44 protein-coding genes are annotated in these 26,282 nt (G+C 47.7%); all 44 read left to right on the top strand.

Annotated elements, in window-relative coordinates; translation table 11 throughout:
• Positions 1 to 29 precede the first annotated feature (29 nt).
• The 44 genes from tuf to KVG29_RS03830 all read left to right on the top strand — a co-directional run bounded on the left by tuf (position 30) and on the right by KVG29_RS03830 (position 26,270).
• The gene (gene tuf, locus KVG29_RS04045; protein ID WP_252226750.1) at positions 30 to 1,241 is read left to right on the top strand and encodes an elongation factor Tu; all 1,212 of its coding nucleotides are present in this window, start codon (positions 30 to 32) and stop codon (positions 1,239 to 1,241) included.
• Between the two features lie 154 nt (positions 1,242 to 1,395).
• The gene (gene rpsJ / locus KVG29_RS04040; RefSeq protein WP_252226747.1) at positions 1,396 to 1,704 is read left to right on the top strand and encodes a 30S ribosomal protein S10; all 309 of its coding nucleotides are present in this window, start codon (positions 1,396 to 1,398) and stop codon (positions 1,702 to 1,704) included.
• Between the two features lie 40 nt (positions 1,705 to 1,744).
• On the top strand, positions 1,745 to 2,386 hold the full coding sequence (gene rplC, locus KVG29_RS04035; protein ID WP_252226745.1) for a 50S ribosomal protein L3: 642 nt from the start codon (positions 1,745 to 1,747) through the stop codon (positions 2,384 to 2,386).
• Between the two features lie 31 nt (positions 2,387 to 2,417).
• Positions 2,418 to 3,041 carry a 50S ribosomal protein L4 gene (gene rplD / locus KVG29_RS04030; RefSeq protein ID WP_252226744.1) on the top strand — a complete coding sequence of 208 codons (624 nt, stop codon included), beginning with the start codon at positions 2,418 to 2,420 and terminating at the stop codon, positions 3,039 to 3,041.
• On the top strand, positions 3,038 to 3,337 hold the full coding sequence (gene rplW / locus KVG29_RS04025; protein WP_420840524.1) for a 50S ribosomal protein L23: 300 nt from the start codon (positions 3,038 to 3,040) through the stop codon (positions 3,335 to 3,337). The genes rplD and rplW overlap by 4 nt, the downstream gene beginning before the upstream one ends.
• 16 nt (positions 3,338 to 3,353) lie before the next feature.
• Positions 3,354 to 4,181 (top strand): 50S ribosomal protein L2, encoded by an 828-nt coding sequence (gene rplB, locus KVG29_RS04020; RefSeq protein ID WP_252226741.1) that lies wholly within the window; start codon positions 3,354 to 3,356, stop codon positions 4,179 to 4,181.
• Positions 4,182 to 4,219: 38 nt separating this feature from the next.
• Positions 4,220 to 4,504: a 30S ribosomal protein S19 gene (gene rpsS / locus KVG29_RS04015; protein ID WP_252226740.1), complete on the top strand. Its 285-nt coding sequence runs from the start codon at positions 4,220 to 4,222 to the stop codon at positions 4,502 to 4,504.
• An 86-nt stretch (positions 4,505 to 4,590) separates the two neighbouring features.
• Positions 4,591 to 4,929 carry a 50S ribosomal protein L22 gene (rplV, locus tag KVG29_RS04010; protein WP_252226802.1) on the top strand — a complete coding sequence of 113 codons (339 nt, stop codon included), beginning with the start codon at positions 4,591 to 4,593 and terminating at the stop codon, positions 4,927 to 4,929.
• A gap of 14 nt (positions 4,930 to 4,943) precedes the next feature.
• On the top strand, positions 4,944 to 5,630 hold the full coding sequence (gene rpsC / locus KVG29_RS04005) for a 30S ribosomal protein S3 (protein WP_252226738.1): 687 nt from the start codon (positions 4,944 to 4,946) through the stop codon (positions 5,628 to 5,630).
• Positions 5,617 to 6,045 (top strand): 50S ribosomal protein L16, encoded by a 429-nt coding sequence (gene rplP, locus KVG29_RS04000; protein ID WP_252226737.1) that lies wholly within the window; start codon positions 5,617 to 5,619, stop codon positions 6,043 to 6,045. Before rpsC ends, rplP begins: the two co-directional genes overlap by 14 nt.
• A complete protein-coding gene (gene rpmC, locus KVG29_RS03995; RefSeq protein ID WP_252226734.1) occupies positions 6,042 to 6,245 on the top strand; it encodes a 50S ribosomal protein L29 in 204 nt (67 codons plus the stop codon). Before rplP ends, rpmC begins: the two co-directional genes overlap by 4 nt.
• A gap of 26 nt (positions 6,246 to 6,271) precedes the next feature.
• Positions 6,272 to 6,598: a 30S ribosomal protein S17 gene (rpsQ, locus tag KVG29_RS03990; RefSeq protein WP_252226732.1), complete on the top strand. Its 327-nt coding sequence runs from the start codon at positions 6,272 to 6,274 to the stop codon at positions 6,596 to 6,598.
• Positions 6,573 to 6,941: a 50S ribosomal protein L14 gene (gene rplN / locus KVG29_RS03985; protein WP_252226730.1), complete on the top strand. Its 369-nt coding sequence runs from the start codon at positions 6,573 to 6,575 to the stop codon at positions 6,939 to 6,941. The genes rpsQ and rplN overlap by 26 nt, the downstream gene beginning before the upstream one ends.
• Positions 6,942 to 6,956: 15 nt before the next feature.
• On the top strand, positions 6,957 to 7,289 hold the full coding sequence (gene rplX, locus KVG29_RS03980; protein ID WP_252226729.1) for a 50S ribosomal protein L24: 333 nt from the start codon (positions 6,957 to 6,959) through the stop codon (positions 7,287 to 7,289).
• Between the two features lie 23 nt (positions 7,290 to 7,312).
• A complete protein-coding gene (gene rplE / locus KVG29_RS03975; RefSeq protein WP_338084613.1) occupies positions 7,313 to 7,858 on the top strand; it encodes a 50S ribosomal protein L5 in 546 nt (181 codons plus the stop codon).
• Between the two features lie 16 nt (positions 7,859 to 7,874).
• Positions 7,875 to 8,060, top strand: a complete 186-nt coding sequence (locus KVG29_RS03970) for a type Z 30S ribosomal protein S14 (protein WP_252226727.1) — start codon at positions 7,875 to 7,877, stop codon at positions 8,058 to 8,060.
• A 30-nt stretch (positions 8,061 to 8,090) separates the two neighbouring features.
• Entirely contained in the window at positions 8,091 to 8,486 is a 396-nt protein-coding gene (gene rpsH, locus KVG29_RS03965; protein WP_252226726.1) for a 30S ribosomal protein S8, read from the top strand.
• A 36-nt stretch (positions 8,487 to 8,522) separates the two neighbouring features.
• Positions 8,523 to 9,062: a 50S ribosomal protein L6 gene (gene rplF, locus KVG29_RS03960; RefSeq protein WP_252226724.1), complete on the top strand. Its 540-nt coding sequence runs from the start codon at positions 8,523 to 8,525 to the stop codon at positions 9,060 to 9,062.
• 21 nt (positions 9,063 to 9,083) lie between these two features.
• Entirely contained in the window at positions 9,084 to 9,452 is a 369-nt protein-coding gene (rplR, locus tag KVG29_RS03955; RefSeq protein WP_252226722.1) for a 50S ribosomal protein L18, read from the top strand.
• Between the two features lie 13 nt (positions 9,453 to 9,465).
• Positions 9,466 to 9,966 (top strand): 30S ribosomal protein S5, encoded by a 501-nt coding sequence (gene rpsE, locus KVG29_RS03950; protein ID WP_252226721.1) that lies wholly within the window; start codon positions 9,466 to 9,468, stop codon positions 9,964 to 9,966.
• 14 nt (positions 9,967 to 9,980) lie between these two features.
• Positions 9,981 to 10,166, top strand: coding sequence for a 50S ribosomal protein L30 (gene rpmD, locus KVG29_RS03945; RefSeq protein ID WP_252226719.1), 186 nt, complete (start codon positions 9,981 to 9,983; stop codon positions 10,164 to 10,166).
• Positions 10,167 to 10,184: 18 nt separating this feature from the next.
• Positions 10,185 to 10,625, top strand: a complete 441-nt coding sequence (rplO, locus tag KVG29_RS03940; protein ID WP_252226717.1) for a 50S ribosomal protein L15 — start codon at positions 10,185 to 10,187, stop codon at positions 10,623 to 10,625.
• A gap of 1 nt (position 10,626) precedes the next feature.
• Complete coding sequence (secY, locus tag KVG29_RS03935) at positions 10,627 to 11,892, top strand: preprotein translocase subunit SecY (RefSeq protein ID WP_252226715.1); 1,266 nt, start codon at positions 10,627 to 10,629, stop codon at positions 11,890 to 11,892.
• Between the two features lie 10 nt (positions 11,893 to 11,902).
• Complete coding sequence (map, locus tag KVG29_RS03930) at positions 11,903 to 12,646, top strand: type I methionyl aminopeptidase (protein WP_252226714.1); 744 nt, start codon at positions 11,903 to 11,905, stop codon at positions 12,644 to 12,646.
• Between the two features lie 16 nt (positions 12,647 to 12,662).
• Positions 12,663 to 12,938: a KOW domain-containing RNA-binding protein gene (locus KVG29_RS03925; RefSeq protein WP_252226712.1), complete on the top strand. Its 276-nt coding sequence runs from the start codon at positions 12,663 to 12,665 to the stop codon at positions 12,936 to 12,938.
• 13 nt (positions 12,939 to 12,951) lie between these two features.
• The gene (gene infA / locus KVG29_RS03920) at positions 12,952 to 13,170 is read left to right on the top strand and encodes a translation initiation factor IF-1 (RefSeq protein ID WP_025748432.1); all 219 of its coding nucleotides are present in this window, start codon (positions 12,952 to 12,954) and stop codon (positions 13,168 to 13,170) included.
• A gap of 15 nt (positions 13,171 to 13,185) precedes the next feature.
• Positions 13,186 to 13,299, top strand: a complete 114-nt coding sequence (rpmJ, locus tag KVG29_RS03915) for a 50S ribosomal protein L36 (RefSeq protein WP_025748431.1) — start codon at positions 13,186 to 13,188, stop codon at positions 13,297 to 13,299.
• A 59-nt stretch (positions 13,300 to 13,358) separates the two neighbouring features.
• Positions 13,359 to 13,745 (top strand): 30S ribosomal protein S13, encoded by a 387-nt coding sequence (gene rpsM, locus KVG29_RS03910; protein WP_252226710.1) that lies wholly within the window; start codon positions 13,359 to 13,361, stop codon positions 13,743 to 13,745.
• Between the two features lie 3 nt (positions 13,746 to 13,748).
• Entirely contained in the window at positions 13,749 to 14,141 is a 393-nt protein-coding gene (rpsK, locus tag KVG29_RS03905) for a 30S ribosomal protein S11 (RefSeq protein ID WP_252226708.1), read from the top strand.
• Between the two features lie 27 nt (positions 14,142 to 14,168).
• Positions 14,169 to 14,798 carry a 30S ribosomal protein S4 gene (gene rpsD / locus KVG29_RS03900; RefSeq protein ID WP_252226706.1) on the top strand — a complete coding sequence of 210 codons (630 nt, stop codon included), beginning with the start codon at positions 14,169 to 14,171 and terminating at the stop codon, positions 14,796 to 14,798.
• 77 nt (positions 14,799 to 14,875) lie between these two features.
• On the top strand, positions 14,876 to 15,823 hold the full coding sequence (locus KVG29_RS03895) for a DNA-directed RNA polymerase subunit alpha (protein ID WP_252226705.1): 948 nt from the start codon (positions 14,876 to 14,878) through the stop codon (positions 15,821 to 15,823).
• Between the two features lie 41 nt (positions 15,824 to 15,864).
• The gene (locus KVG29_RS03890) at positions 15,865 to 16,380 is read left to right on the top strand and encodes a bL17 family ribosomal protein (protein WP_252226703.1); all 516 of its coding nucleotides are present in this window, start codon (positions 15,865 to 15,867) and stop codon (positions 16,378 to 16,380) included.
• Between the two features lie 76 nt (positions 16,381 to 16,456).
• A complete protein-coding gene (locus KVG29_RS03885; RefSeq protein ID WP_252226702.1) occupies positions 16,457 to 17,293 on the top strand; it encodes an energy-coupling factor transporter ATPase in 837 nt (278 codons plus the stop codon).
• On the top strand, positions 17,281 to 18,141 hold the full coding sequence (locus tag KVG29_RS03880; RefSeq protein ID WP_252226700.1) for an energy-coupling factor transporter ATPase: 861 nt from the start codon (positions 17,281 to 17,283) through the stop codon (positions 18,139 to 18,141). The genes KVG29_RS03885 and KVG29_RS03880 overlap by 13 nt, the downstream gene beginning before the upstream one ends.
• A complete protein-coding gene (locus KVG29_RS03875) occupies positions 18,138 to 18,941 on the top strand; it encodes an energy-coupling factor transporter transmembrane component T family protein (protein ID WP_252226698.1) in 804 nt (267 codons plus the stop codon). The genes KVG29_RS03880 and KVG29_RS03875 overlap by 4 nt, the downstream gene beginning before the upstream one ends.
• A gap of 121 nt (positions 18,942 to 19,062) precedes the next feature.
• Entirely contained in the window at positions 19,063 to 19,800 is a 738-nt protein-coding gene (gene truA, locus KVG29_RS03870) for a tRNA pseudouridine(38-40) synthase TruA (protein ID WP_252226798.1), read from the top strand.
• A 30-nt stretch (positions 19,801 to 19,830) separates the two neighbouring features.
• A complete protein-coding gene (locus KVG29_RS03865; protein WP_252226695.1) occupies positions 19,831 to 20,286 on the top strand; it encodes a VOC family protein in 456 nt (151 codons plus the stop codon).
• 353 nt (positions 20,287 to 20,639) lie between these two features.
• On the top strand, positions 20,640 to 21,068 hold the full coding sequence (gene rplM, locus KVG29_RS03860; RefSeq protein WP_252226693.1) for a 50S ribosomal protein L13: 429 nt from the start codon (positions 20,640 to 20,642) through the stop codon (positions 21,066 to 21,068).
• Positions 21,069 to 21,095: 27 nt separating this feature from the next.
• Complete coding sequence (rpsI, locus tag KVG29_RS03855) at positions 21,096 to 21,488, top strand: 30S ribosomal protein S9 (RefSeq protein ID WP_252226692.1); 393 nt, start codon at positions 21,096 to 21,098, stop codon at positions 21,486 to 21,488.
• 297 nt (positions 21,489 to 21,785) lie between these two features.
• A complete protein-coding gene (gene trxB / locus KVG29_RS03850; RefSeq protein WP_252226796.1) occupies positions 21,786 to 22,703 on the top strand; it encodes a thioredoxin-disulfide reductase in 918 nt (305 codons plus the stop codon).
• 35 nt (positions 22,704 to 22,738) lie between these two features.
• Complete coding sequence (glmM, locus tag KVG29_RS03845; RefSeq protein WP_252226690.1) at positions 22,739 to 24,088, top strand: phosphoglucosamine mutase; 1,350 nt, start codon at positions 22,739 to 22,741, stop codon at positions 24,086 to 24,088.
• 128 nt (positions 24,089 to 24,216) lie between these two features.
• A complete protein-coding gene (locus KVG29_RS03840) occupies positions 24,217 to 24,480 on the top strand; it encodes a DUF4321 domain-containing protein (protein ID WP_252226794.1) in 264 nt (87 codons plus the stop codon).
• A gap of 84 nt (positions 24,481 to 24,564) precedes the next feature.
• A complete protein-coding gene (locus tag KVG29_RS03835) occupies positions 24,565 to 25,155 on the top strand; it encodes a Maf family protein (protein WP_252226688.1) in 591 nt (196 codons plus the stop codon).
• A gap of 83 nt (positions 25,156 to 25,238) precedes the next feature.
• Positions 25,239 to 26,270 carry a rod shape-determining protein gene (locus KVG29_RS03830; RefSeq protein WP_252226686.1) on the top strand — a complete coding sequence of 344 codons (1,032 nt, stop codon included), beginning with the start codon at positions 25,239 to 25,241 and terminating at the stop codon, positions 26,268 to 26,270.
• The last annotated feature ends 12 nt before the right edge of the window (positions 26,271 to 26,282 follow it).

Below are 26,282 nucleotides of genomic sequence, written 5' to 3'. Positions count from 1 at the left end.
TAAAAAATTTAAGGAGGAGGAAAGAAGAGATGGCAAAGGCGAAGTTTGAGAGGACGAAACCGCACGTAAACGTAGGTACGATAGGGCACGTAGACCACGGGAAGACTACGCTGACGGCGGCGATAACGATGGTGCTGGCCAAGTACGGGAAGGCACAGGCCATGAAGTATGAGGATATTGACAAGGCGCCCGAGGAGAAGGAGAGGGGAATAACCATCAACACAGCACACGTGGAGTACGAGACCGATAAGAGGCACTATGCACACGTGGACTGTCCTGGGCACGCTGACTATGTAAAGAACATGATAACCGGGGCAGCGCAGATGGACGGAGCGATACTGGTAGTATCTGCAGCGGACGGGCCGATGCCGCAGACTCGGGAGCACATACTGCTAGCCAGGCAGGTAGGGGTGCCATACATTGTAGTATTTTTGAACAAGGTGGACATGGTAGACGATGAGGAGCTGCTTGAGCTGGTAGAGATGGAAGTGAGGGAGCTACTCAATGAGTATGAGTTTCCGGGAGACGAGGTACCTGTAATAAGGGGATCTGCGTTGAAGGCGCTGGAGGTAGCGCAGAGCGGCGGGGATGTAGAGAACGATCCTTGGTGCAAGGCAATATTTGAGCTGATGGATGCGGTAGATGAGTATATACCGACGCCGCAGAGGGATGTTGACAAGCCGTTTTTGATGCCGATAGAGGACGTATTTTCGATAACAGGTCGTGGGACGGTAGCGACGGGTAGAGTAGAGAGAGGAAGGCTGAAGGTATCTGATACTGTGGAGATAGTAGGATTTGCAGACAAGCCGAAGGCGACGGTAGTGACTGGTGTAGAGATGTTCAGGAAGGTGCTTGACGAGGCAGTAGCAGGAGACAACATAGGAGCGTTGCTGAGGGGTGTGCAGAAGGACGAGGTAGAGAGGGGCCAGGTATTGGCGCAGCCTGGGAGCATCAAGCCGCACACGGAGTTTTATGCGCAGGTATACGTGTTGACGAAGGAAGAGGGAGGAAGGCACACGCCGTTTTTCAGCGGGTACAGGCCGCAGTTTTACTTTAGGACGACTGACGTGACTGGCGTGATAGAGCTGCCGGAGGGAGTAGAGATGGTGATGCCAGGGGACAACGTGAACATGAAGGTAAAGCTCATTACGCCCATAGCGATAGAGGAAGGTTTAAGGTTTGCTATAAGAGAAGGTGGCAGGACGGTAGGCGCCGGTGCTGTAACCAAAATCATCGAGTGATGAATTAATGGTAAGCCGATTTAAACAGGGGAATACCTGTGGACACCAGAGCTACAGCCGTTTTAAGTAGCACGGTGGATGAAGCAGGAACATCCTGAAGCTTTAGTTTAAATGTGGCGGGCAAAACCTGCGTGGTATTTAAAGGAGGGAGAACATGGCAACTCAAAAAATCAGGATTAAATTGAAGGCCTATGATCACGTTTTGATAGATCAATCGGCTCAGAAAATAGTAGAGACTGCCAAGAGGACAGGGGCAAAAGTATCAGGCCCTATTCCTTTGCCCGTTGAAAAGAGCATAATAACCATACTTCGTGCTCCGCACAAGTACAAGGATTCCCGCGAGCAGTTTGAGATGAGGACGCATAAGCGCCTGATAGATATACTAAGTCCTACTCCCAAGACCGTGGATTCCTTGATGAAGCTGGATCTTCCTGCTGGGGTGGATATTGAGATTAAACTGTAAGCGGTAAAGAGCCACTACTAGGGAATGGAGGTTGAGACGAATGACGAAGGCGATTCTGGGTAAAAAGTTGGGGATGACCCAGGTTTTTACCGAAGACGGCTTGCTGGTGCCGGTTACTGTGGTTGAGGCAGGCCCTTGCGTTGTTACCCAGGTCAAGACTCCTGAAAAGGATGGGTACAGCGCTATTCAGGTTGGCTTTGAGGATATTCCCGAAAGGCTTTTGAATAAGCCTTTAAAAGGCCATTTCGATAAAGCAAAAGTGCCATATAAAAGGTATTTAAGGGAACTCAGGGTTTCCAATATTGGAGATTATAAAGTTGGAAGCCAAATAAAAGCTGACATCTTTTCAAAAGGTGACAGGGTAGACGTAACGGGTTACACAAAAGGTAAAGGTTTTACAGGTAACATCAAGAGATGGAATCACAGCAGAGGGCCTGAAAGCCACGGTTCTAAATATCACAGAGGGCCTGGTTCCATGGGTTCTAATACTTTTCCAGGTCGTGTATTAAAGACCAAGAAGCTTCCCGGTAGGATGGGAGTGGAGAGAGTAACCATTCAGAACCTGGAGGTTGTTAAAGTGGATCCTGAAAAGAATCTCTTGTTGATAAAAGGGGCGGTACCGGGTCCCAAGGGTGCACTGCTGGTTATCAAGGAAACGGTAAAACAAGCAGCAAAGAAATAGGGATAAGAGCTTCTAGAAGGGAGGAGAAGTTATGCCCAACGTAGCTTTATATAACATGGAAGGTACCCCTGTAGGCGAGATTTACCTGGATGATGGGGTATTTGGTGCAGAGGTCAATGAAGCTGCTATATATCAAGTAGTAAAGATGCAGCTGGCCAATAAGCGACAGGGTACGCAGTCTGCTTTGACCCGCGGGGAAGTGCGTGGAGGTGGTAGGAAACCCTGGAGGCAAAAAGGTACTGGTCGAGCACGGCATGGTAGCATCCGTTCGCCCATATGGATTAAGGGTGGTGTAGTGTTTGCTCCAAAGCCAAGGGATTATTCCTACACGGTACCAAAGAAGATCCGAAGGCTGGCAATGAAGAGCGCGCTATCGTCCAAGGTTGCAAATAATGAAATCATCGTGCTTGATTCGCTCAAGCTATCGCAGCCCAAGACCAAAGAGATGGCGAGGGTGCTGAAAAATCTCAAGGTTAACCGAAAAGCACTAGTGGTTTTGCCTGAGAAAGATGAAGTGGTGCAGAGGGCCATACGGAATATTCCAGGCGTTAAGCTTGCCTATATAAATACGCTCAATGTGCTAGATATCCTGAATTATGATACGTTCATAGCCACCCAGGATGCCGTGCGCCGCATAGAGGAGGTGTACGCATAATGAAGAATCCTCACGACATAATTATAAGGCCGGTTTTGACTGAAAAGAGCTATAAGGAGATGCAGAACAGGAAATACACGTTTATAGTGGATATAAACGCCAATAAGATAGAGATTAAAAAGGCTATAGAAGAGATATTTGGCGTTAAGGTTGAGAAGGTAAATACCATGCGATACAAGGGCAAGCTCAAGAGAATGGGTGTCCATGTAGGGAGGACCCCTGCATATAAAAAGGCCATCGTCAAACTTGCTCCCGACAGCAAGGAAATCCCGTTCTTTGAAGGAATGGCGCAATAAGGAGGGATAAGGAATCATGGGTATAAAAGTGTATAAGCCAACCTCCCCTGGCAGGCGCAATATGAGCGTTTTAACTTTTGAAGAGATCACCAAGAAAGAGCCCGAGAAGTCTTTGGTGGTGCCTTTAAAGAAGCATTCTGGCAGAAATAATGAAGGTCGTATAACTGTCAGGCATAGAGGCGGGGGAGTAAAAAGGAAATACAGAATAATCGATTTTAAGAGGGATAAGGATAACGTTCCTGCTAAAGTGGCGGCTATCGAATATGACCCAAATAGGACTGCCAACATAGCCCTGCTCCATTATAAGGATGGAGAAAAGAGGTACATCATAGCTCCTTTGGGATTAAAAGTTGGCGACACTGTGATGTCGGGTGAAAATGTCGACATCAAGGTGGGAAACGCTTTGCCCTTAAGGAATATTCCTGTAGGGACCGTCATTCACAACATAGAGCTGTATCCGGGCCGTGGGGGGCAATTGGTAAGGGCTGCTGGCGGGGCCGCCCAGCTTATGGCAAAGGAAGGGGATTACGCCCATGTCAGGTTGCCCTCTGGAGAGATAAGGATGATACATTTGGATTGCAGGGCTACCATTGGACAGGTTGGAAACTTGGATCATGAGAATGTATCTATTGGTAAGGCTGGCCGTAAACGCCATATGGGTATACGTCCCACGGTACGCGGTTCTGCTATGAACCCTGTGGATCATCCTCATGGCGGTGGCGAAGGCAAAGCACCTATTGGACGACCGGCGCCTGTTACACCATGGGGTAAACCCACTCTGGGCTACAAGACTAGGAAAAAGAATAAAGAATCCGATAAGTATATCATCAAGCGCAGGCGTTAGCTTAAACGCAGTTTGGTTGGATGAAGGGAGGCGAATTTATGAGTCGTTCAAGGAAAAAAGGCCCGTATGTATGCGAAAGCTTGCTTAAAAAAATTAGGGCTATGAATGAATCCGGCAAAAAGGCTGTTATCAAGACATGGTCCAGAGATTCCACAATTATACCCGAGATGGTGGGTCATACTATAGCGGTGCATGACGGGCGCAAGCATGTTCCGGTGTACATCACAGAGGAAATGGTGGGGCACAAGCTGGGCGAGTTTGCTCCTACCAGGACGTTTAGAGGGCACGGTGACCACACCGAAAAATCTACATCGCTGAAGTAAGCATTGTGACCATTTAACGAAAGGAGGCGGTATGCATGGCTACCAGGATCAGGGAAAAGACAAAAGCTCGCGAACAAAACAAGGATATGCGTCCCAGAGCGATTGCTAGATACATCAGGATGTCCCCCAGAAAGGTGAGAGCAGTAATAGATCTGATCCGGGGGAAAACAGTCAATGAGGCCTTGGCCATACTGGCCAATACGCCACGAGCCGCTGCAAGGCCGGTCATGAAGGTGTTGAAATCTGCTATCGCTAATGCTGAGAACAATATGAACATGGATCAGGACAATTTGTATGTTGCTGAGATATACGCAGATCAAGGTCCCACTTTGAAGAGAATAATGCCACGTGCTAGGGGTATGGCTTATATGATCCGTAAGAGGACCAGCCATATTACCGTAGTGCTAGATGAGATCAAGAAGTAGGGAGGGATAATTTCGTGGGCCAAAAAGTACACCCCCATGGTTTGAGGGTTGGCATCATAAAGGATTGGGACGCCAAGTGGATTGTCCCAAAAAAATATTTTGCCGATACCCTGATAGAGGATGTGAAGATAAGAGAGCTGATTAAAAATAAACTTTATACAGCCGGCATCTCCAGAATTCAGATTGAAAGGGCTGCCAACAAGATCAGGATCAACATCCACACCGCCAAGCCGGGAATTGTTATAGGTAAAGGTGGCACTGGCATCGAGGTTCTGAAAAACGAGCTGGAGAAGCTTACAAAGAAAAGCGTCATGATCAACATCATCGAGATAAAGGTGCCCGAGCTTGATGCCCAGCTGGTGGCGGAAAACATTGCTACCCAGATTGAGAAGAGGATTTCTTACAGGCGTGCCATGAAGCAGGCCATTGCGCGGGCCATGAAAGCAGGTGCCAAGGGGATAAAGACCATGGTATCTGGTCGTTTGGGCGGCGCAGAGATTGCAAGAAGCGAAGGATATCATGAGGGCACCATACCGCTTCAGACATTGAGGGCGGATATCGATTACGGATTTGCAGAGGCTCATACCACATATGGGCGTATTGGCGTGAAGGTGTGGATCTATAAAGGAGACGTTCTCCCAAAAGCCAAGAACAGGGACTTACCAAAAGCAAAAGGGGGAAATACCGATGTTAATGCCTAAGAGAGTAAAGTATCGCAAACAGCAGCGTGGAAGGATGAAGGGAAAAGCCACCAAGGGTAATACCGTTACTTACGGTGAATACGGACTGCAGGCTCTAGAGCCTGGTTGGATTACCAGCAATCAGATTGAGGCAGCGCGTATTGCGCTTACCCGGTATATCAGAAGAGGCGGGAAGGTATGGATTAAGATTTTCCCACATAAGCCGGTTACAAAGAAGCCTGCTGAGACCCGAATGGGTAGCGGAAAGGGTTCACCCGAATACTGGGTAGCTGTGGTCAAGCCAGGGCGCGTCATGTTTGAAATCGCAGGAATACCGGAGGATGTTGCGCGCGAGGCCTTGCGTTTGGCTAGCCACAAGCTTCCTATCAAGTGCAAGTTCGTTAAAAGAGAAGAGTTAGGTGGTGAGGCATTATGAAGGCCAGCAAGTGGAGAGAGATGACCAACGAGGAACTAAATCAAAAGCTCAACGAGCTGAAGAGCGAGCTGTTTAATCTACGCTTTCAGCTAGCCACCGGACAGCTGGAAAATCCGATGAGAATACGCGAAGTGAAAAGGGATATAGCCCGTATTAAGACCATCCTTCGCGAAAGAGAGCTAAAGGCTGCTGAGATGTAACAAAAAATTTAGAAAGGAGGGGCTGTATGGCGCAGGAAACTCGAGGTAAAAGAAAGATCCGTATAGGTGTGGTGGTAAGCGATAAGATGGATAAGACTGTTGTTGTGGCTGTTGAAAGAAAGGTGAGACACGACCTGTACGGCAAAGTAATAAAGCGCACCAAGAAGTTTAAGGCTCACGACGAAAATAACGAATGCCGGGTTGGCGATAAGGTGATGATCATGGAGACTCGACCGCTCAGTAAAGAGAAGCGGTGGAGGGTAGTGCAGATACTCGAGAGAGCTCAGATGGCAGAGCCATTGCCGCTCGAAGAAGGAGGGGACGAAGATGGTGCAGCAACAAACACGCCTTAAAGTGGCTGATAATACCGGCGCGAAGGAGATCATGTGCATCAGGGTGTTAGGCGGTTCCAGCAAAAAGTATGGCAATATAGGCGATATCATAGTTGCTTCCGTAAAGAGCGCTACGCCTGGCGGCGTTGTTAAAAAGGGCGATGTGGTAAAGGCAGTTATAGTACGTACAAAGAAGGGAATAAGAAGGCCCGATGGTTCGTATATCAAGTTTGACGACAACGCTGCGGTGATCATCAATGAAGCAAAGCAGCCTGTAGGTACCCGAATCTTCGGACCTGTTGCAAGAGAACTGAGGGATAAGGATTTTATGAGGATAGTATCTTTAGCTCCTGAGGTACTGTAAAGGAGGTGTATTGAGTTGGCAGGTAGAAGTAAGCTCCATGTGCGAAAAGGCGACCTGGTTGAGGTAATATCAGGAAAGTACAAGAATGTGCGAGGTAAGGTAATTGCAGCCTTTCCTAAACAGGGGAAGGTGATTGTGGAAAAGGTCAATATAGTTGCCCGCCATCAGAAACCTCGAGGGATAAATCAGCCGGGTGGAATAATTCGCATTGAAGCGCCCATATATGCCAGCAAGGTTATGCTGGTGTGCACCAAGTGCAACCAGAGGACGCGGGTTGGGCACAAGATACTGGAAGATGGTACCAAGGTACGGGTTTGTAAGAAATGCGGTGAGACTTTTAATGACTAGGTCTTTGAAGGGAGGGAAGTGGTGTGGAGCCACGATTGAAAGAGCTGTATAAGAAAACTGTTGTTCCAGCTATGATGGAAAAATTTGGGTATAAAAACATCATGGAGGTACCCCGACTTGAGAAGGTCGTAATAAACATGGGAGTGGGAGACGCCAAAGAAAATCCCAAGTTCCTAGAAAGCGCTATGGAGGAGCTGGCAGCAATAACGGGGCAAAGGCCGGTTGCTACAGTAGCTAAAAAATCAGTGGCGGCTTTTAAAGTGAGAGCAGGCATGAAGATTGGAGCCAAAGTCACCCTGCGCGGTGACCGCATGTATGAGTTTCTGGACAGGTTGTTCAACATAGCGCTCCCTCGTGTAAGGGACTTTAGAGGCGTTTCGACCAAATCCTTTGATGGCCGTGGTAACTATGCTCTAGGAATAAAGGAGCAGCTCATATTCCCCGAGATAAACTACGATAAGGTCGAGAAGATAAGGGGAATGGACGTTATAATAGTTACCACTGCAAAGACCGACGAAGAGGCCAAAGAGCTTTTAGCGTTGCTGGGTATGCCATTTGCAAAACAGTGATAAGGAGGGAAAGTGAGTGGCCAGAAAAGCGTTGATTGTAAAGCAGCAGAGGAAACCCAAGTACTCGACAAGGGCTTACAACCGCTGCCGTTTGTGTGGCCGGCCTCGTGCGTATTTGAGGAAGTTTGGAGTATGCCGCCTGTGTTTCAGGGTGTTGGCTCATAAAGGACAAATACCAGGCGTTAAGAAGGCAAGCTGGTAAGCAGGAGAGACTGAAAGGAGGTAAGGAAATATGGTGACAGATCCAATCGCTGATATGCTCACACGCATTCGAAATGCTTTGATAGTCAAGCATGAGACTGTGGAAGTACCAGCTTCAAACGTTAAGAGGGCAATAGCTCGAATACTGCTGGAAGAGGGGTATATCAAGGATTTCACCGAGATCGATGATGGCAAACAGGGGATCCTTAGGATTACTCTAAAGTATGGTCCTAACAAGCAGAGGATTATTACCGGACTTAAGAGGATAAGCAAACCCGGTTTGAGGGTATACGTGAAAAAGGACCAGGTTCCCAAAGTTTTAGGCGGATTGGGCATTGCCATCATTTCTACGTCCAAAGGCATTATGACCGATAAACAGGCACGTAAGGAAGGATTGGGAGGAGAAGTGCTCTGCTATATCTGGTAAGTTGCTGTAACTTTAACGGAATGGAGGTGTTTTGAAATGTCAAGAGTAGGGAAACGGCCTGTAGTCATTCCCTCTGGAGTCACGATCAGCGTAGACCCAAATAACAACGTTACTGTAAAAGGGCCCAAGGGTGAATTGACCCAGCGCATTCATAGGGACATGAAGGTAATTGTAGATGGAAACATGGTGAGGGTGGAACGTCCAACTGACGAGAAATTCCACAAAGCCCTGCACGGATTGAGCCGTACCCTGATTCAAAACATGATTGAAGGCGTAACCAAAGGCTATCAAAAAAGCCTGGAGATTGTAGGGGTAGGTTACAGGGCTCAAAAGCAGGGCAAGAAGCTGGTGCTGTCGGTTGGATACTCCCATCCAGTTGAGATAAATGAGGAGCCCGGTATTGAGTTTGAAGTACCTGCTCCCAACAAGATCATAGTTAAAGGAATTGATAAGCAAAAGGTAGGGGAAGTGGCAGCGAGGGTCAGGAGCATAAAGCCGCCTGAACCCTACAAGGGTAAAGGCATAAGATATGAAAACGAGAGAGTAATACAAAAACAGGGTAAGGCTGGTAAATAATAGGGGAAGGAGTGACGCGGCGTGATTAAAAAGGTAGACAGGAATGAGGCCAGGAAAGTTCGGCATATGCGCATTAGAAAAAAAGTCAAGGGTACCGCAGAGAGACCACGCCTGAATGTTTTTAGAAGCCTGAAGCACACCTATGCGCAAATAATCAACGATGAGATAGGGCATACCCTGGTATCAGCCTCCACCCTTGATCCAGAGTTGAGGGACAAGATCGTCGGCAAAACTAAAAAAGAGGCTGCCAGAATGGTTGGCGAACTGGTCGCCAAACGAGCCCTGGAGAAAGGGATAAAAAAAGTTGTATTTGACCGCGGAGGCTATAAATATCATGGAAGAGTACAAGAGGTAGCGGCTGGTGCGCGAGAAGCCGGACTGGAGTTTTAAAGGAGGGTAATGCATGCAGCGGATAGATGCTAGTAAATTAGATCTTAAAGAACGGGTTGTGAGCATCAATCGTGTATCCAAGGTTGTTAAGGGCGGAAAAAACTTTAGGTTTAGCACCCTTGTGGTTGTGGGGGATGAAAACGGACATGTGGGAATAGGCCTTGGTAAAGCAGCCGAGATTCCTGATGCCATTAGGAAGGCTGTTGAGAAGGCCAAGAAGAACATGATTAAAGTTCCCATCATCAATACCACCATTCCTCACGAGGTAATAGGTGAGTTTGGTGCAGGCAAGGTAATCATGATACCTGCTCGTGAAGGTACAGGAGTTATAGCAGGTGGCCCTGCGCGTGCTGTGCTGGAACTGGCGGGTATTCGCGATATTCTGACAAAATCTATAGGCTCCAACAATCCCATCAACGTGGCATATGCCGTGATGGAAGGGTTGTCCAAGTTGAGAACTCCTGAGGAAATTGCCAGGCTCCGTGGCAAGTCTGTGGAGGAGATACTAGGTTAAGGGGGTAGTAAGCGATGGCTAAACTGAAAATAACCCAGGTGCGCAGTACTATTGGCTGCCGTGATGATCAAATTGCAACCCTTAGGGCTCTGGGCCTTAGGAAGATAAGAAGCCAAAAGATCCACGAGGATAACCCTACTATTCGTGGAATGATAGAGAAAGTCAAGCATTTAGTGGAAGTTGAAGAGATAGAGGAGTAAGATGGGGAGGTGTATCAGGTGAAGCTGCATGAATTGAGAGCTCCAGAGGGCAGCAACAAAGAGCCAAAGCGAAAAGGTAGAGGGATCGGTTCGGGACATGGCAAGACAGCTGGCCGTGGACATAAAGGACAGAAAGCCAGAAGCGGCGGAGGGGTTAGGCCAGGTTTTGAAGGCGGACAGATGCCTTTGACCAGGCGTATCCCCAAGCGAGGGTTTACCAACATATTTGCCAAGGAATACAGCGAGGTAAATGTGGGAGCGCTGGAGATATTTGAACCTGGCACAGTGGTCACTCCCGAGCTTTTGAAGGAGAAAGGCTTGATAAAGAGGATCAAGGATGGGGTTAAGATCTTAGGTGATGGCGAGCTTACCAAGAGCTTGATAGTCAGGGCCCATAAGTTCAGCAAAACAGCCCAACAGAAGATTGAAGCTGTTGGAGGTAAAGTAGAGGTGATTTAAAGTGTTTGAAACTTTTAAGAATGCCTGGCGGATAGACGACTTGAGAAAAAAGATTATCTATACGCTCCTCATGCTCCTAGTTTACAGAGTGGGAAGCTTCATACCGGTTCCCGGTATTGACAGCAACTTTATAAGAAAGTTGGTCGAGGGAAATACTCTGCTGGGGCTACTTGATATCATCTCTGGTGGAGCGTTTGCCAATTTCACCATATTTGCCATGGGTATAACCCCATATATCAATGCCTCCATCATAATGCAGCTGCTTACGGTCGCTATCCCCAGGCTTGAACAGCTGGCCAAGGAGGGCCAGGAGGGGCAAAAGAAAATCGCCCAGTACACCCGTTATGCCACTGTGATTCTAGCCTTTATACAGGCTATCGGTATCACCTATGGTCTTGCGGGAGAGGCTCTGCAAAACAAAAACTTTGTGGGATATATCATTGTAGCTTTGACCTTGACTGCTGGGACAGCCTTTTTGATGTGGCTGGGTGAGCAGATCACCGATAAGGGGATAGGCAACGGGATATCTCTCCTTATATTCACCAGCATAATATCTAGGCTTCCGGTGGCAGTGGTATCGCTGTGGCAGCTGGCTTTTGTGGCCAAGACTATGAGCCCCTGGAGCTTGCCAATAGTTGTGGTATTCGCTGTATTGATGATCGCTGCGGTAATATTTGTGGATTCTGGGGAAAGGAGAATACCTGTACAGTACGCCAAGCGCGTTGTAGGGCGCAAGGTATACGGTGGCCAAAGCACCCATATTCCTTTAAAAGTTAACTCTGCGGGTGTTTTGCCAATAATATTTGCCGTTTCTATATTGTCGTTGCCCCAAATCATAGCCCAATTTTTCCCAGCGGGGAATGCCTTCCGCTCATGGGTTGATCAGCAATTTCATCAGGGAACGGCTCTTTACGGGGTTCTGTATGCGCTGTTTATCATATTCTTTACCTTCTTCTATACACAGATTACCTTTAACCCCATTGAGATTGCAAACAACTTAAGGCAGTATGGCGGATTTGTCCAGGGGATAAGGCCGGGCAAGCCTACTGCTGAGTATCTTGCGCGCATATCCAACCGCATTACTCTGGTGGGGTCGTTGTTCCTGGTAGTGGTAGCTATAATTCCCATAGCGGCATCGGCAGCGGCTAACATGAGGATGTACTTTGGTGGAACAGCCATCCTAATCGTGGTAGGCGTGGCTCTTGAGACGGTTAAACAGCTGGAAGCCCAGATGCTTATGAGGCACTACCGAGGTTTCCTAAAGTAGGGATTGCCCTATGATCATCATAAAATCTAAAAAAGAACTTGAGATCATGCGTGAAGCGGGAAAGATTGTAGCGGGGGCCCATGAGCTGGTGGCAAAGAGCATTGAGGTAGGGATGACAACGGCTCAGCTGAATAGGCTGGTGGAGGAATATATATACCGCCACAATGCTATTCCTTCGTTTAAAGGATATCACGGGTTTCCGGCCAGCATATGTACTTCGATAAACCATCAGGTAATTCATGGTATTCCTGGTCCTGTTCAGCTACAGGATGGGGATATTGTCAGCGTAGACATAGGAGTAATGTACAAAGGCTATCATGGTGACGCAGCAAAGACATACGCTATTGGAAACGTGCATCCTCGTGCCCTACAATTGATCAAAGCTGTGGAAGAAGCATTTTACGAAGGATTGAAATACGCCCGGCCAGGATACCGCCTCTCTGACATATCCCACGCCATTCAAACTTTTGTAGAGGGAAAGGGTTATTCGGTGGTTAAGGCCTTTGTTGGGCATGGGATAGGTCAGAACATGCATGAGGACCCTCAAGTGCCCAATTATGGTCCTCCGGGTAAAGGCGTGCGGCTACGCCCCGGAATGACTTTGGCTATCGAACCTATGATCAATGAGGGGACTGATCAGGTGGTTATACTGGATGACGGGTGGACCGTCGTGACGCAGGACGGCAGCCTGTCAGCCCACTATGAGCACACCATCGCTATCACCGATGGAGACCCCGAAATATTAACTCAATAAGGAGCAGGTGAATGTAATGCATGATGATATTGATATAGGGAGAGTGGTGTTGGCCAAAGCAGGGCGGGACAAAGGCAGGCATTTTGTGATCGTAGGTAGAATTGACGAAAACTATGTTTGGATTGCAAATGGCAGAACGAGGTCAATAGACAAACCCAAGAAAAAAAAGATAAAGCATCTAGAAGCCAAGCCGCATGTGGTGTATAATGTGAGAGAAAAAATTTTAAGCGGTAAAAAAGTGTTTGATGCCGAGCTCAGAAAGAGCTTGGAAGCGTTGGGATATGAACAATAGGAGGGTGAGCTGTTTGGCCAGGGAAGATGTAATTGAGGTTGAGGGCACTGTGGTGGAAGCGTTACCTAATGCGATGTTTCAGGTGGAGCTGGAAAACGGTCACAGGGTTTTAGCCCACCTGTCGGGAAAACTTCGCATGAACTTCATACGCATTTTGCCCGGTGACAGGGTAACGGTCGAACTATCGCCATATGACCTCACTCGTGGCCGAATTACTTGGCGTCTTAAATAAAGGAGGGATACAGCAATGAAAGTGCGACCATCGGTTAAAGCCATATGCGAAAAATGCAAGATAATAAAGAGAAAAGGCAAAATAAGGGTGATTTGTGAGAATCCCAAACACAAACAAAGACAGGGTTAATCTTTAAATGTTTTGAAATATGAAAAAAATGGAATAATTAAGAGTACGGAGGTGTAACAATGGCGCGTATTGCCGGTGTTGATCTGCCCAGGGACAAAAGGGTGGAGATTGCTCTGACATATATCTATGGTATTGGTAGAGCAAAAGCCAATGAGATTTTGGCTGCTACTGGAGTTAATCCCGATACCAGGGTAAAGGATTTAACCGAAGAAGAAGTAGCCAAGTTAAGGGATTATATCGACAAAAACGTAAAGGTCGAAGGTGACCTTCGCAGGGAAGTTGCCCTTAACATAAAGAGACTAATAGAAATTGGCTGCTATAGAGGAATAAGGCACAGGAGAGGCTTGCCGGTTCGCGGACAGAGAACGCGTTCCAATGCACGTACCAGAAAAGGTCCGAGACCGGGTATTGGTGCAAGGAAGAAGAAGCAGCAAGGAGGCGTGTGAGGAATGGCAAAGCAAGCACGTAAAACCAAAAAGAGACGTGAGAGAAAGAATATAGAGCGGGGAATAGCCCATATTCAATCGACTTTCAATAATACTATTGTGACTATAACTGATGGTGCAGGGAATACCATTACGTGGGCAAGTGCTGGTACTGTAGGTTTCAGTGGGACGAAAAAAGGAACTCCCTACGCAGCGCAGTTAGCAGCAGAATCAGCCGCTAAGGCTGCTATGGAACATGGATTGAAGACGGTGGAGGTACACGTAAAAGGCCCTGGAGCGGGACGAGAAGCTGCCATACGTTCGCTGCAGGCTGCGGGGCTTGAAGTAAGCCTCATTAAGGATGTTACTCCTATACCTCACAACGGTTGCCGGCCACCCAAACGCAGAAGGGTATAAAAACAAATGTTTGGAGGTGTTAAGTGAATGGCTAAATATACAGGATCTGTATGCCGGCTTTGCAGGCGCGAGGGCATGAAGCTATATTTAAAGGGAAGCCGCTGCTATACCGACAAATGCGCTTTTGAAAGAAGGCCTTTCCCTCCGGGACAACACGGGAGGAATAGGAAAAAGCTTTCGGAATACGGAATTCAGCTGCGTGAAAAGCAGAAGGTCAAGAGGATATATGGCATACTTGAGAGGCAGTTTGAAAGGTATTTCGAGATGGCTGAGCGCATGAAAGGAGTAACCGGCGAAAACCTCCTGCAGATACTGGAGAGAAGGCTGGACAACGTGGTATATCGCATGGGGTTTGCAAGCTCCCGTGCACAGGCCCGTCAGCTGGTTCGTCATGGGCACTTTACCGTAAACGGCAAGAGGGTAAACATTCCTTCCTATCTTGTAAATGTGGGAGATGTAATTGCCGTTGCTGAAAAGAGCGCGGCTAAAATGGAGCATTTCAAGGTTCTACGCGAGCAAGGACCGGCTGGAAATATAGTTCCGTGGTTATCTGTTGATTTTGACAAGTTGGAGGGAACAGTGACTGCATTGCCTACACGCCAGGATATTGATGTGCCTGTTCAGGAGCATCTGATCGTCGAGCTGTACTCCAAGTGATGATTTGTCACAGGCTGAAAAGCGTCTCGCCCTCGGATAGGTGTAGTTCAACAATGTGATGAGGAGGGTTTATTTGAATGATTGAAATTGAGAAGCCGAGAATAGAGATTGTGGAAATGAGCGAAGACAATCGCTACGGCAAGTTCGTGGTGGAACCCCTGGAAAGAGGGTTTGGCATCACTCTTGGCAATTCCTTACGAAGGGTGTTGCTGTCTTCGTTGCCAGGGGCCGCTGTTACTTCCATCAAAGTAGACGGCGTGCTCCATGAGTTTTCCACAATACCGGGCGTGAAGGAGGACCTGGTTGAGATAATCCTCAATCTGAAAGAGCTGTGTATAAAGATGGAGACTAACGAGCCGAGGGTTTTGACCATAAATGCTCAGGGGCCTTGCGAAGTTAAAGCGGGTGATATCATTACCGATGCCGATGTGGAGATTGTAAATCCTGACCTGCATATAGCTACCTTGAATGAAGATGGAAAGCTCTATATGGAGATGAACGTCGAGAAGGGCAGGGGCTATGTGCCGGCAGAGAAGAATAAAAAGCCGGGTCAGCCCATTGGCATCATTCCCATTGACTCGATATTTACTCCCATCAGAAAAGTAAATTTTACGGTGGAGGATACCCGTGTAGGACAGGTCACCGACTATGATAAGCTGACGCTGGAGGTTTGGACAAACGGCACCATAAAGCCCGACGAGGCAACCAGCCTGGCTGCCAAGATATTGAGCGAACATTTAGCTTTGTTTGTCAATTTAACTGACCATGTAAACAACGTTGAGATAATGGTAGAAAAAGAAGAGGATAAGAAGGAAAAAGTGCTTGAGATGACCATAGAAGAGCTTGACCTTTCTGTTCGCTCTTACAACTGCCTAAAGCGTGCCGGAATCAACACGGTGGAGGAGCTTATCCAGAGGACGGAAGAGGACATGATGAAGGTCAGGAACCTGGGCAAGAAATCTCTTGAGGAAGTACAACAGAAGTTAAAAGCTTTGGGATTGAGCCTGAAAAAGAAAGAAGAATGACCTGCAAGAATGTAAACACCATGTAAAAAGGAGGCGATAATATGGCCAAACAGAGAAAACTGGGCAAGCCCAGCGACCAAAGGCGTGCACTGCTTAGAAATCAGGTTTCGGCTCTGCTGTGGCATGGAAAGATAGTTACCACAGAAGCAAGAGCCAAGGAAGTGCGTCGTATTGCTGAAAAATTAATCCACCTTGCTGTGGAAGAGTATGATAAGACGGTAAAGGTACAGAAAGAGGTCAACAACGAAAAGGGTCAGACCGTTACTATAGAAGTTACCAATGATGCTCCTTCTAAATTGAACGCTAGAAGAAAGATGATGGCTTTCCTTTATGATTTGCGCGAGCCCAAGAGCCGTGAGGAGACCAAGAAGGAATACAAACAGCGCATGAGAGAGATAAAACATCCTCTTATAGAGAAGTTGTTTAATGAATACGGGCCTAAATACAGGGCCAGGAATCAGGAGAAGAACTGTGCCGGAGGTTATACTAGAATTATCAAGCTGGGCCCAAGAAGAGGGGATGGCGCTGAACAGGTTCTCATAGAGTTGGTAGATTGATTTTGGCAGTGGATTAAGTGTTACACTTAATCCATAATTTTTATAAATGAAAGTTAAAATCTTCAAGGAGAGAGCTATGGAACCTATCATTAGGTTACAGGATGTACAATTTGAGTACTTGAGTTTTGAGGGTGAGGAGATTGCAGCTCTAAATGGGGTGACCCTTGACATCCAAAAGGGGGAGTTTGTTGCAATCATCGGACACAACGGCTCTGGAAAATCCACGCTAGCCAAACATCTCAATGCGCTGCTGCGTCCCAGCGGCGGCGTGGTCTGGATAAAGGGAATGGATACCAGGGACGAGGATAAGGTGTGGGAGATACGACAAACAGCGGGCATGGTCTTCCAAAATCCCGATAACCAGCTGGTGGCCACAATAGTGGAGGAGGATGTGGCCTTTGGCCCAGAAAACCTGGGCCTGACCCCCGAAGAGATACAGAAGAGAGTGGCCGAGGCTCTCAAGGTTGTAGGCATGCAGGAGTATGCCCAGGCGGCTCCGCACTATCTCTCCGGAGGCCAGAAGCAAAGGGTTGCCATAGCCGGCATCCTCGCCATGAAGCCTGAAATAATCGTGCTGGATGAGCCTACCGCCATGCTAGACCCTGTGGGACGGCGTGAAGTGATGGAGACGGTAAAGTATTTAAACAAGCATGAAGGGATCACGGTTGTCCATATAACGCATTATATGGAAGAAGCAGTTGATGCCGACAGGATTATCGTAATGGAACACGGCAAGATAGTGCTTCAAGGGACGCCGCGGCAGGTATTCTCCCAGGTTGAGGTTTTGAAGGAGATAGGGCTGGACGTGCCACAGGTGACCGAGCTGGCTTACAGGCTCAGGGCCGAAGGGCTGGATGTTCCCCTGAACGTTTTAAAAGTGGAAGAGATGGTGGATGCTATATGCCGATTGTAGTTGAACATCTAACACATGTATACATGCCGGGCAGCCCTTTTGAATCGTTGGCTCTGGATGACGTGAGCTTTGAGATTCAGGATGGGGAGTTTGTAGGTCTTATTGGTCATACCGGTTCGGGGAAATCTACACTGGTACAGCACCTCAACGGGCTTTTAAAGCCAACCAGTGGCAGAATAGTAGTGGATGACATTGAGATTACAAGCAACAGCAAAGTGCCCAAGAGGCTCAGGCAGCATGTGGGCCTGGTATTCCAGTATCCCGAGCATCAGCTGTTTGAGGAAACGGTGTACCAGGATATTGCCTTTGGGCCTAGAAACTTGAACTTGCCCGAGGACGAAGTAGAGAGAAGAGTAAGAGAGGCCATGGCCCTGGTGGGCTTAGACTTTGAGGCCATAAAGGACCGTTCACCCTTTGAGATCAGTGGAGGACAGAGAAGGAGGGTCGCCATTGCGGGAGTTCTCGCAATGGAACCCAGAGTACTCATCTTAGATGAGCCTACTGCCGGTTTGGACCCCAGGGGAAGGGACGAGATTCTGAGCCAGGTAAAGAATCTCCACGTACAGCGCGGCATGACCATCATCCTGGTTTCGCACAGCATGGAGGATATCGCCAGGTTGGTTGATAGGATTATAGTGATGAACAGGGGCAGAATAGCTTTGATGGGCAAACCAGAAGAGGTATTTTCCCACGTGGATGAGCTTCATGCTATGGGGCTGGGGATTCCCCAAATAACGCATGTGATGAGGGGCTTAAAAGCCAAAGGGATGGATGTACCTGACAACATTTATACCGTGGAGCAAGCTGTGAAGGTCATATTGGAGAGGGTGAGGGGGAAGAAAAGATGATTAAAGATATTACCATAGGGCAATTTTTCCCTGGCCAGTCCATCATACATAAGCTTGATCCACGGGTTAAGATAGTATTGACCTTTGTCTTTATCGTGATAATATTTTTTGCTAAAACCTATGTGGGATATGCGCTGATTTTCGCATATATAGCGCTTGCGGTATGGCTTTCAGGGGTTCCAATTCGATACATCTTGAGGGGGCTTAAACCCCTGCTGTTCATAATAGTTTTGACGTTTTTCATAAACGTCTTTTTTACCCCAGGCAATAAGGTGCTGTTTCAGGTTTGGGCCCTTAAAATTACCCAGGAAGGGTTAAATCAAGGCATCTTTATGGCCCTGCGGTTGGTGCTGCTGGTCGTTGGGACCTCGCTGCTTACTTTAACTACTTCACCCATATCTCTAACCGATGGTATTGAACGTCTGCTTCAGCCGCTTCAGGTTATTCGATTCCCGGCTCATGAGCTGGCCATGATGATGACAATTGCTCTGCGTTTTATTCCTACCTTGATGGAGGAGACCGATAAGATAATGAAGGCACAAATGGCGAGGGGGGCCGATTTCGAGAGCGGTAACCTGTTTCAAAGGGCCAAGGCTCTGGTGCCGCTCTTGGTGCCGTTGTTCATAAGCGCTTTTAGAAGGGCTGATGAATTGGCCATGGCTATGGAATCGCGTTGCTATCGTGGCGGCGAAAACCGCACACGCATGAAGGTACTCAAGGCGGCTAGAAGGGATTACCTGGCGGTGGTGGTGACGCTGCTGCTGGTTGCGGGTATACTCCTGGAGAGCTATGTACTGTAATGGCCTTAAAGTGGCTGTCAAATGGGCTATTGACTCGGAGATGTTTATCAGATATATTGATTCAGATAAATTTCAGAGAACATCGGAACGCTACACAACCAGGATGCGGGAGTATGAAAGCATGAGAAACATAAAAGTCGTGCTGGAGTATGACGGTACCAACTACGCTGGTTGGCAAAGGCAGAAAAATGCCTTATCGATTCAACAGGTGGTAGAGGAGGCTTTATACAAGCTTACCAGAGAAAAGATCACGGTTATAGGTGCGGGACGGACAGATAGCGGTGTGCATGCACGGGGTCAGGTGGCCAATTTTTTTACAGCCTCGAGGATTCCTGCTGAGCGGTTTAGCTTTGCCTTGAATTCGGTACTGCCCCCCGATATTCGCGTGCTTGAGTCGCAGGAGGTCTCCCATGAATTTCATGCCAGGTATTCGGCTAAGGCCAAGCAGTACAGGTATTCAATATGCATGCGGCCACACGCACCTGCCATAGCCAGGAATTATTACTATCACGTCCCTGACATTTTAGACGTGGATGCAATGAATGCTGCGACTCAATATATCATAGGTACTCACGATTTTAAGGCTTTTCAGAGTGCCGACAGCAGCGTAAAAAACACCGTGAGAACGGTATATGAGGCCTATTGGGTTTGGGAACCACCTTGTTATCTCTATTTCAATATTAAGGGGAACGGCTTTTTGTACAACATGGTGCGCATTCTTGTAGGAACCTTTATAAAGATAGGGCGGCACAGGATGCTGGAGTCTGATATAAAGTGCATCCTGGAGTCGGGGGACAGGGACAAGGCGGGGCCAACAGCACCTGCTCACGGCTTGTGCCTTGAAAGGGTATATTATTGACAATCCGATTGAATGAGGAGAGATTAATTTATGAAGGATAAAAATATATTGGGGAATAGGGTGATTACCCAGATAGGGATCGTTGTTCGCGATATTGAAGCTGTTTTGCAGGCTTATGCTGACTTTTTCGGGGTGGAAAAGCCTCAGTGGTTTTGGACTGCCGGGTATGAGGAGGCACATACTGAGTTTTGCGGCCAGCCTAGTCAGGCGCGGGCAAAGCTGGCGTTTTTTGATATGGGGTCGGTGCAGTTGGAGCTGATTGAGCCCGATGAAAATCCAAGTACGTGGAGAGAGTTTTTGGATAAGCACGGTGAGGGTGTACACCACATAGCCTTTGTCATAAAAGACATGGATGGGAAAATAAAAAAGCTGGAGCAGAACGGGATGAGTTTGATACAGCGAGGGGACTATGATGGAGGACGTTATGCCTATATAGATACGCTAGAGCAGTTGAAGGTGTTGATTGAATTGTTAGAAAATTTTTGAGGTCTGTTTAAAATGAATTGAGATTTTTGGCCTTGACAGCCTGGAGGCCTTGTATTACAATATAGTCTAGTTTTAATGTGCTCTATTAGCCCCGGATGTTTATCAAAAATAATTGAGCATGAAGCTAAATATATGTATTTTGCGCTGCTGGCAAATCTGCCGTAGGGCAGTGCAGATGAATGTAATAGTAGGCTTATATTTTATAGCGCGTTTTTAATAAATTGGTTGCTTGAAGGAGAAGTATTCTGACAAAAAGTGAAAGACGATTTTTCTCAAATCAGGTTGACTAACTAGAGGTTTGTATGGTGACATACTGGTAGATTGGATAATCGAGCGGAATAGGAGGAAAGGCCATGAAGACTTATGTAGCTAAGCCGGATAAGATTACGAGAAAATGGTATGTTGTGGATGCAACTGATAAGCCGTTAGGCAGGTTGGCGTCTCAAATCGCCAAAATATTGAGGGGTAAGCATAAGCCGATTTATACTCCGCATGTGGATACTGGCGATTATGTGATAGTTATCAATGCTGAGAAAGTCAAGCTGACGGGTAAAAAGCTTGATAAGAAGCTCTATCGCCATCATACCCTGTACCCTGGAGGGTTGAAAGAGATTCCTTACAGGCAGCTTTTGGAGACCAAGCCCACGTTTGTAATATATCATGCAGTGAAAGGGATGTTGCCCCACAACAGATTGGGACGTAAGATGCTCAAAAAGTTGAAGGTATACGCTGGGCCAAATCATAGACATGAGGCTCAACAGCCCGAAATACTTGAACTGTAATGAAGGTCGGGAAAGGAGAGATATGCGTTGGCTAACATACAGTATTATGGGACGGGTAGAAGAAAGACCTCTGTAGCTAGGGTACGGCTTATCCCAGGAGAAGGCAAAATCATTATCAATGACCGCGATATCAATGATTACTTTGGAATGGAACCTCTGCGGATTATGGTAAGGCAACCACTGGAGTTGACGGGCACATTGGGCAAGTTTGACGTCATCGCAAAGGTTGAAGGAGGCGGCTTTAGCGGACAGGCCGGCGCTATCAGGCATGGCATTTCCAGGGCATTGCTAAAAGTGGATGAAGGCTTCCGACCGGTACTTAAGAAAGCCGGCTTCTTAACGCGTGACCCGCGAATGAAGGAGAGAAAGAAGTACGGCTTGAAGGGTGCCCGAAGAGCGCCTCAGTTCTCCAAGAGATGAAGACAAAAAGACCGCCAGAGATTGTTCTCTTGGCGGTCTTCTTTTTTTGTGTCCTTTTTTATTCTCATTGTATGAATTCAATCCTTAATCCATCTTTTCATAAATATTGTTCACTTCCCATGTATTTTGAGGTATAATAATCATGTTGATGTCTGCCTCTAAAATTGGATTTTTGACGTAAATAAATATAGATAGACCCTGTTTAATTGAGAAACTTTCGAGAGGGCTAACTTGGGTAAAATTTTAATAAGAAAATACGCGCATTTTACGCAAGGCTCAAAGGAGGTTTAAAATATGTTGAAAGACATAATTATCGTAGGGGGAGGCGTGGCCGGCCTTACTGCTGGGCTATACGCCAAGAGAGGCGGGATGGATGCCCTGCTGTTTGAGAAGATGTTTTCAGGTGGACAGATGGCCACTACATATTTGGTAGAAAACTACCCGGGCTTTGATGAACCAATAAGCGGTCCGGACCTGGCCATGAAGATGGAAGCCCATGCCCGCAAGTTTGGGCTGGAGATATTGTATGACGAGGTAGTAGAGCTTGAGCTGGAGAGTAGAATTAAAAAGGTGGTGACCGACAAGGGGGAGTATCAGGCCAAGGCGCTCATACTCTGCATGGGTGCGCAGCCCAAAAAGCTTGGCTTGCCCAAGGAGGACGAGTTCCGGGGCAGAGGGGTGTCCTACTGTGCCACCTGCGATGGCGCCTTTTACAAGGATAAGCTGGTAGCGGTGGTGGGCGGTGGCGATACCGCGGTGGAAGATGCGCTTTTTTTATCACAGCACGCTACAAGGGTATATCTTATACACAGGCGCAACGCCCTAAGAGCTTCAAAGATACTGCAGGACAGGCTGTTTGCAAATCCCAAAGTTGAGATACTGTGGGATTCGGTGGTCGATGAAATACTGGGCGACAAAGGAGTAGAAGGGCTGCTGGTGCGAAACGTAAAAGACGGTTCGAAGAAAGAGCTGAAAGTGGATGGATTGTTTATAGCAATTGGGATACAACCAAACAATGCTTTGATTCAAGGTAAACTGAAGATGAACGAAGCCGGGTTTGTGATAACCGATGAGACTATGGCTACCAATATACCAGGGGTTTTTGCAGCCGGCGACCTGCGGCAAAAGCCTCTGTGGCAGATTATAACGGCTGCAGCAGATGGAGCTGTTGCTTCGGTATCGGCTCAGAGATATATAATGGAAGAGTTTGAGTGATGTTTATCTTTAATTTCTGACAGGGGGTCATGGATATGGCAAGGATGTTTGGTACAGATGGGGTAAGAGGAGTGGCCAACAGGGATCTGAGCTGCCACCTGGCATTCAAGCTGGGGCAGGCGGGGGCGTATGTGTTATCAAAGGGCAAAAAGAGGCCTAAAATTTTGATTGGGAAAGATACCAGGCTGTCGGGTGATATGCTGGAAGCGGCATTGGTGGCCGGGATTTGCTCGGCAGGCGGTGAAGCTCTGGTGGCGGGCGTCGTACCCACCCCTGGAGTGGCCTATCTTGCAAGGTATTACGGAGTGGACGCCGGCGTGGTCATCTCGGCTTCTCACAATCCAATGGAGTACAACGGCATCAAGTTTTTTGATGGCAATGGATACAAGCTTCCCGACGAATTGGAAGATGAGATAGAGGCAATCATCAAAGGGCAAAAGCAGGTTGATATCCCCTCACCTATCGGAGGCGAGATAGGCAGAAAGGTGTCGATTCCTAACGCGGTACAGGATTATGTCAATTTTCTGAAGAGCACCATAGAAGTCGATTTGAGCGGTTTGAAGCTGGCTTTGGATTGCGCCAACGGTGCTGCTTACAAGGTGGCGCCCATGGTCTTCTCTCAATTGGGTGCTGAAGTGGTAGTTATCAATGATAATCCTAACGGCGTTAACATAAATTGTAATTGCGGTTCCACTCATCCCGAGGGACTTCAGCGGTTTGTGGTAGAGACCGGGGCTGATGTTGGGTTGGCGTTTGATGGGGATGCAGACAGGCTGATCGCCGTGGATGAGAAGGGTGAGCTGGTGGACGGGGATCATATAATGGTGGTTTGCGCCCTCGATATGAAAGAAAGGGGCGTGCTCAAGCGCAATACGGTGGTGGCTACCATTATGAGCAACATAGGCTTTGATATTGCCCTTGAGAAGGCAGGGTGTGGTTTTGTAAAGACCAGGGTAGGGGACAGGTATGTTCTGGAGGAAATGATTAAAAACGGATACAATATCGGGGGCGAACAGTCGGGCCACATAATATTTTTGGACCACAGCACCACGGGGGATGGCATTCTAACGGCGCTGCAGCTGCTGTCGGTGGTAAAGAGGAAAAACTGTAGGCTGTCTGAGCTGGCTTCGGTAATGCAAAGATTTCCTCAGGTGTTGGTGAACGCAAAGGTTAGCCCTGAGAAGAAGAACAGCTATATGGACGACCCCATTATAGCGGAGGAGATATCGAGGATTGAAGCCAAGTTCAAAGGAGCAGGCAGGGTGCTCGTCCGCCCATCGGGGACAGAGCCTCTCATCAGGGTCATGATTGAAGGGGCTGATCAGAAGGAGATAGAGGACAATGCTAGGAGGCTGGCGAGTTTAATAGAAGAGCGGTTGAATTGAGAGTAGAAATTTGTCATGTTAAGGGGAGTTTTTTATATAAAACATCTTGTATTCGGTTGAGAAGATGCTATACTAATCATGAGAATGAACAGGAAGTGACTGCCCTAAAAAAGGAGGAATTACAGGTGATGAGAAGGGGAAGCTCTAGAAGGGGCGGGATACTGTTTTTATTTTTGCTGGCAGGTATTATAATCGGCAGCGTGGCAGGAAGGATTTTGGCTGCATATTTCGATATACCCCTGTTTACAGAGTCCCTTCAAATTGGTACTGAGGATAATCCCATAGTCCTTGATTTTGAGGTAATAGACCTGGTGCTGGGGGTTACCTTTACCGTCAATTTCGGCACTGTCTTGGGCGTATTGCTGGGGCTTATATTTTATTTTAAGTCCTAAAGATATGTATAAAGTACATCGTGGTATATATCATTTAGGCTCAAATCGAGAATTCTCTAAACAGCAGGAGGTAATAAGCAGCAGATGAGAATAATACTGGCTTCTGCATCGCCCAGGAGGAGCGATCTGCTTACACAGATGGGGCTAAAATTTGAAGTTATTCCCAGTGATCAGGAGGAAAAAGTGGTTGATGATCTTCCTACACATAGACTGGTTGTGGAGTTAGCCCTTAAAAAAGTTGAAAGCGTTGCAAAAAGGGTGCAGGGTTGTGCGCTGATAATAGGTGCGGATACCATTGTGGTTAAAGGCGATAAGGTGTTAGGCAAGCCCAAAGATGAGGATGAGGCATTTCGGATGCTCATGGAGTTGCAGGGCCAGGTCCATGAGGTGATAACAGGGCTGGCCGTTATGGAGGTACCTGCCCGTAAATGTGTGACCGCTTACGAGAAGACGGTGGTTGAAATGGCTTCCCTCACCCGCCAGGAAGTTGAGGGATATATTCGAACGGGAGAGCCCATGGACAAGGCGGGTGCGTACGGCATTCAGGGGCTTGGTGGTATTCTTATAAAAAGAATAGAGGGATGCTACTACAATGTGGTGGGACTTCCCATACATCGCCTTTGGATGATACTCAAGGAATTCGGAGTTGAGGTGTTTACTGGGCAGGCTGTTTAACAAGAGTTATCAAAAATGCAATTATTGGCAATAATTAATTTAGTCATCAAAAAATGATGTGTTTGGAAGGAGAAATGGATGGTATGGGAGTGTTGAACATATTCAGCAGGGATTTGGGAATCGATCTGGGAACTGCAAATACCCTGGTATATATTCGAGGAAAGGGAATAGTCATCCGTGAGCCCTCTGTGGTTGCCATTCGCAGCGATACCAGAGAGGTGCTGGCTGTTGGTGAAGAAGCCAAGAGGATGATTGGCAGAACGCCGGGTAACATTGTCGCCATAAAGCCCATGCGCGATGGCGTTATAGCCGATTTTGATGTCACCCAGGAGATGTTGAAGTATTTCATAAGAAAGGCCATGAAGAGGCCTCTTGTGGTGCACCCCAGGGTAGTCATTTCAGTCCCGTCAGGGGTTACTGAGGTTGAGAAGAGGGCTGTGTATGAGGCGGCAAGGCAGGCGGGCGCCCGTGAGGCTTACCTGATTGAGGAGCCTATGGCTGCGGCCATAGGTGCAGGGCTGCCGGTGCACGAGCCTACAGGCAGCATGGTGGTGGACATTGGCGGCGGTACCAGCGAGGTAGCGGTAATCTCGCTGGGCGGCATAGTGACCAGCAGGTCTTTGAGGATAGGCGGCAACAAGATGGACGATGCCATTATATTCTACATCAAAAAAGAATACAATTTGATGATAGGCGAGCGGACGGCCGAGGAGATAAAGATCACTATAGGTTCTGCATATCCTAAAGAGGAAGAGCAGGACATGGAGGTCAGAGGTCGGGACCTGGTGACCGGGCTGCCCAAGACATTGAGGATTACGTCATCTGAGATTCTCGAGGCTTTGAAGGAGCCCGTCAGCCAGATCGTAGAGGCCATTAAGCTCACGCTGGAGAAGACTCCGCCTGAACTGGCTGCTGATATTATGGACAAGGGCATAATGTTAACCGGAGGAGGAGCTCTTCTCGATGGTATCGATAAGCTCATAGCCCAGGAGACCGGCATGCCAGTTCATATTGCAGAGGCGCCTTTGGACTGTGTAGCTGTGGGTACTGGACGTGCACTTGAAGAATTAGAGGTTTTAAGAAGGGTGACCATCTCATCTAAGAATTTGGCTTAAAGATGGGATGGT

This window comes from Caldicoprobacter algeriensis (genome assembly GCF_023838525.1).
Lineage (GTDB): Bacteria > Bacillota > Clostridia > Caldicoprobacterales > Caldicoprobacteraceae > Caldicoprobacter > Caldicoprobacter algeriensis.
Note: the sequence above shows the minus strand (reverse complement) of the source record. Positions and strands in the feature narration are given on the sequence as shown.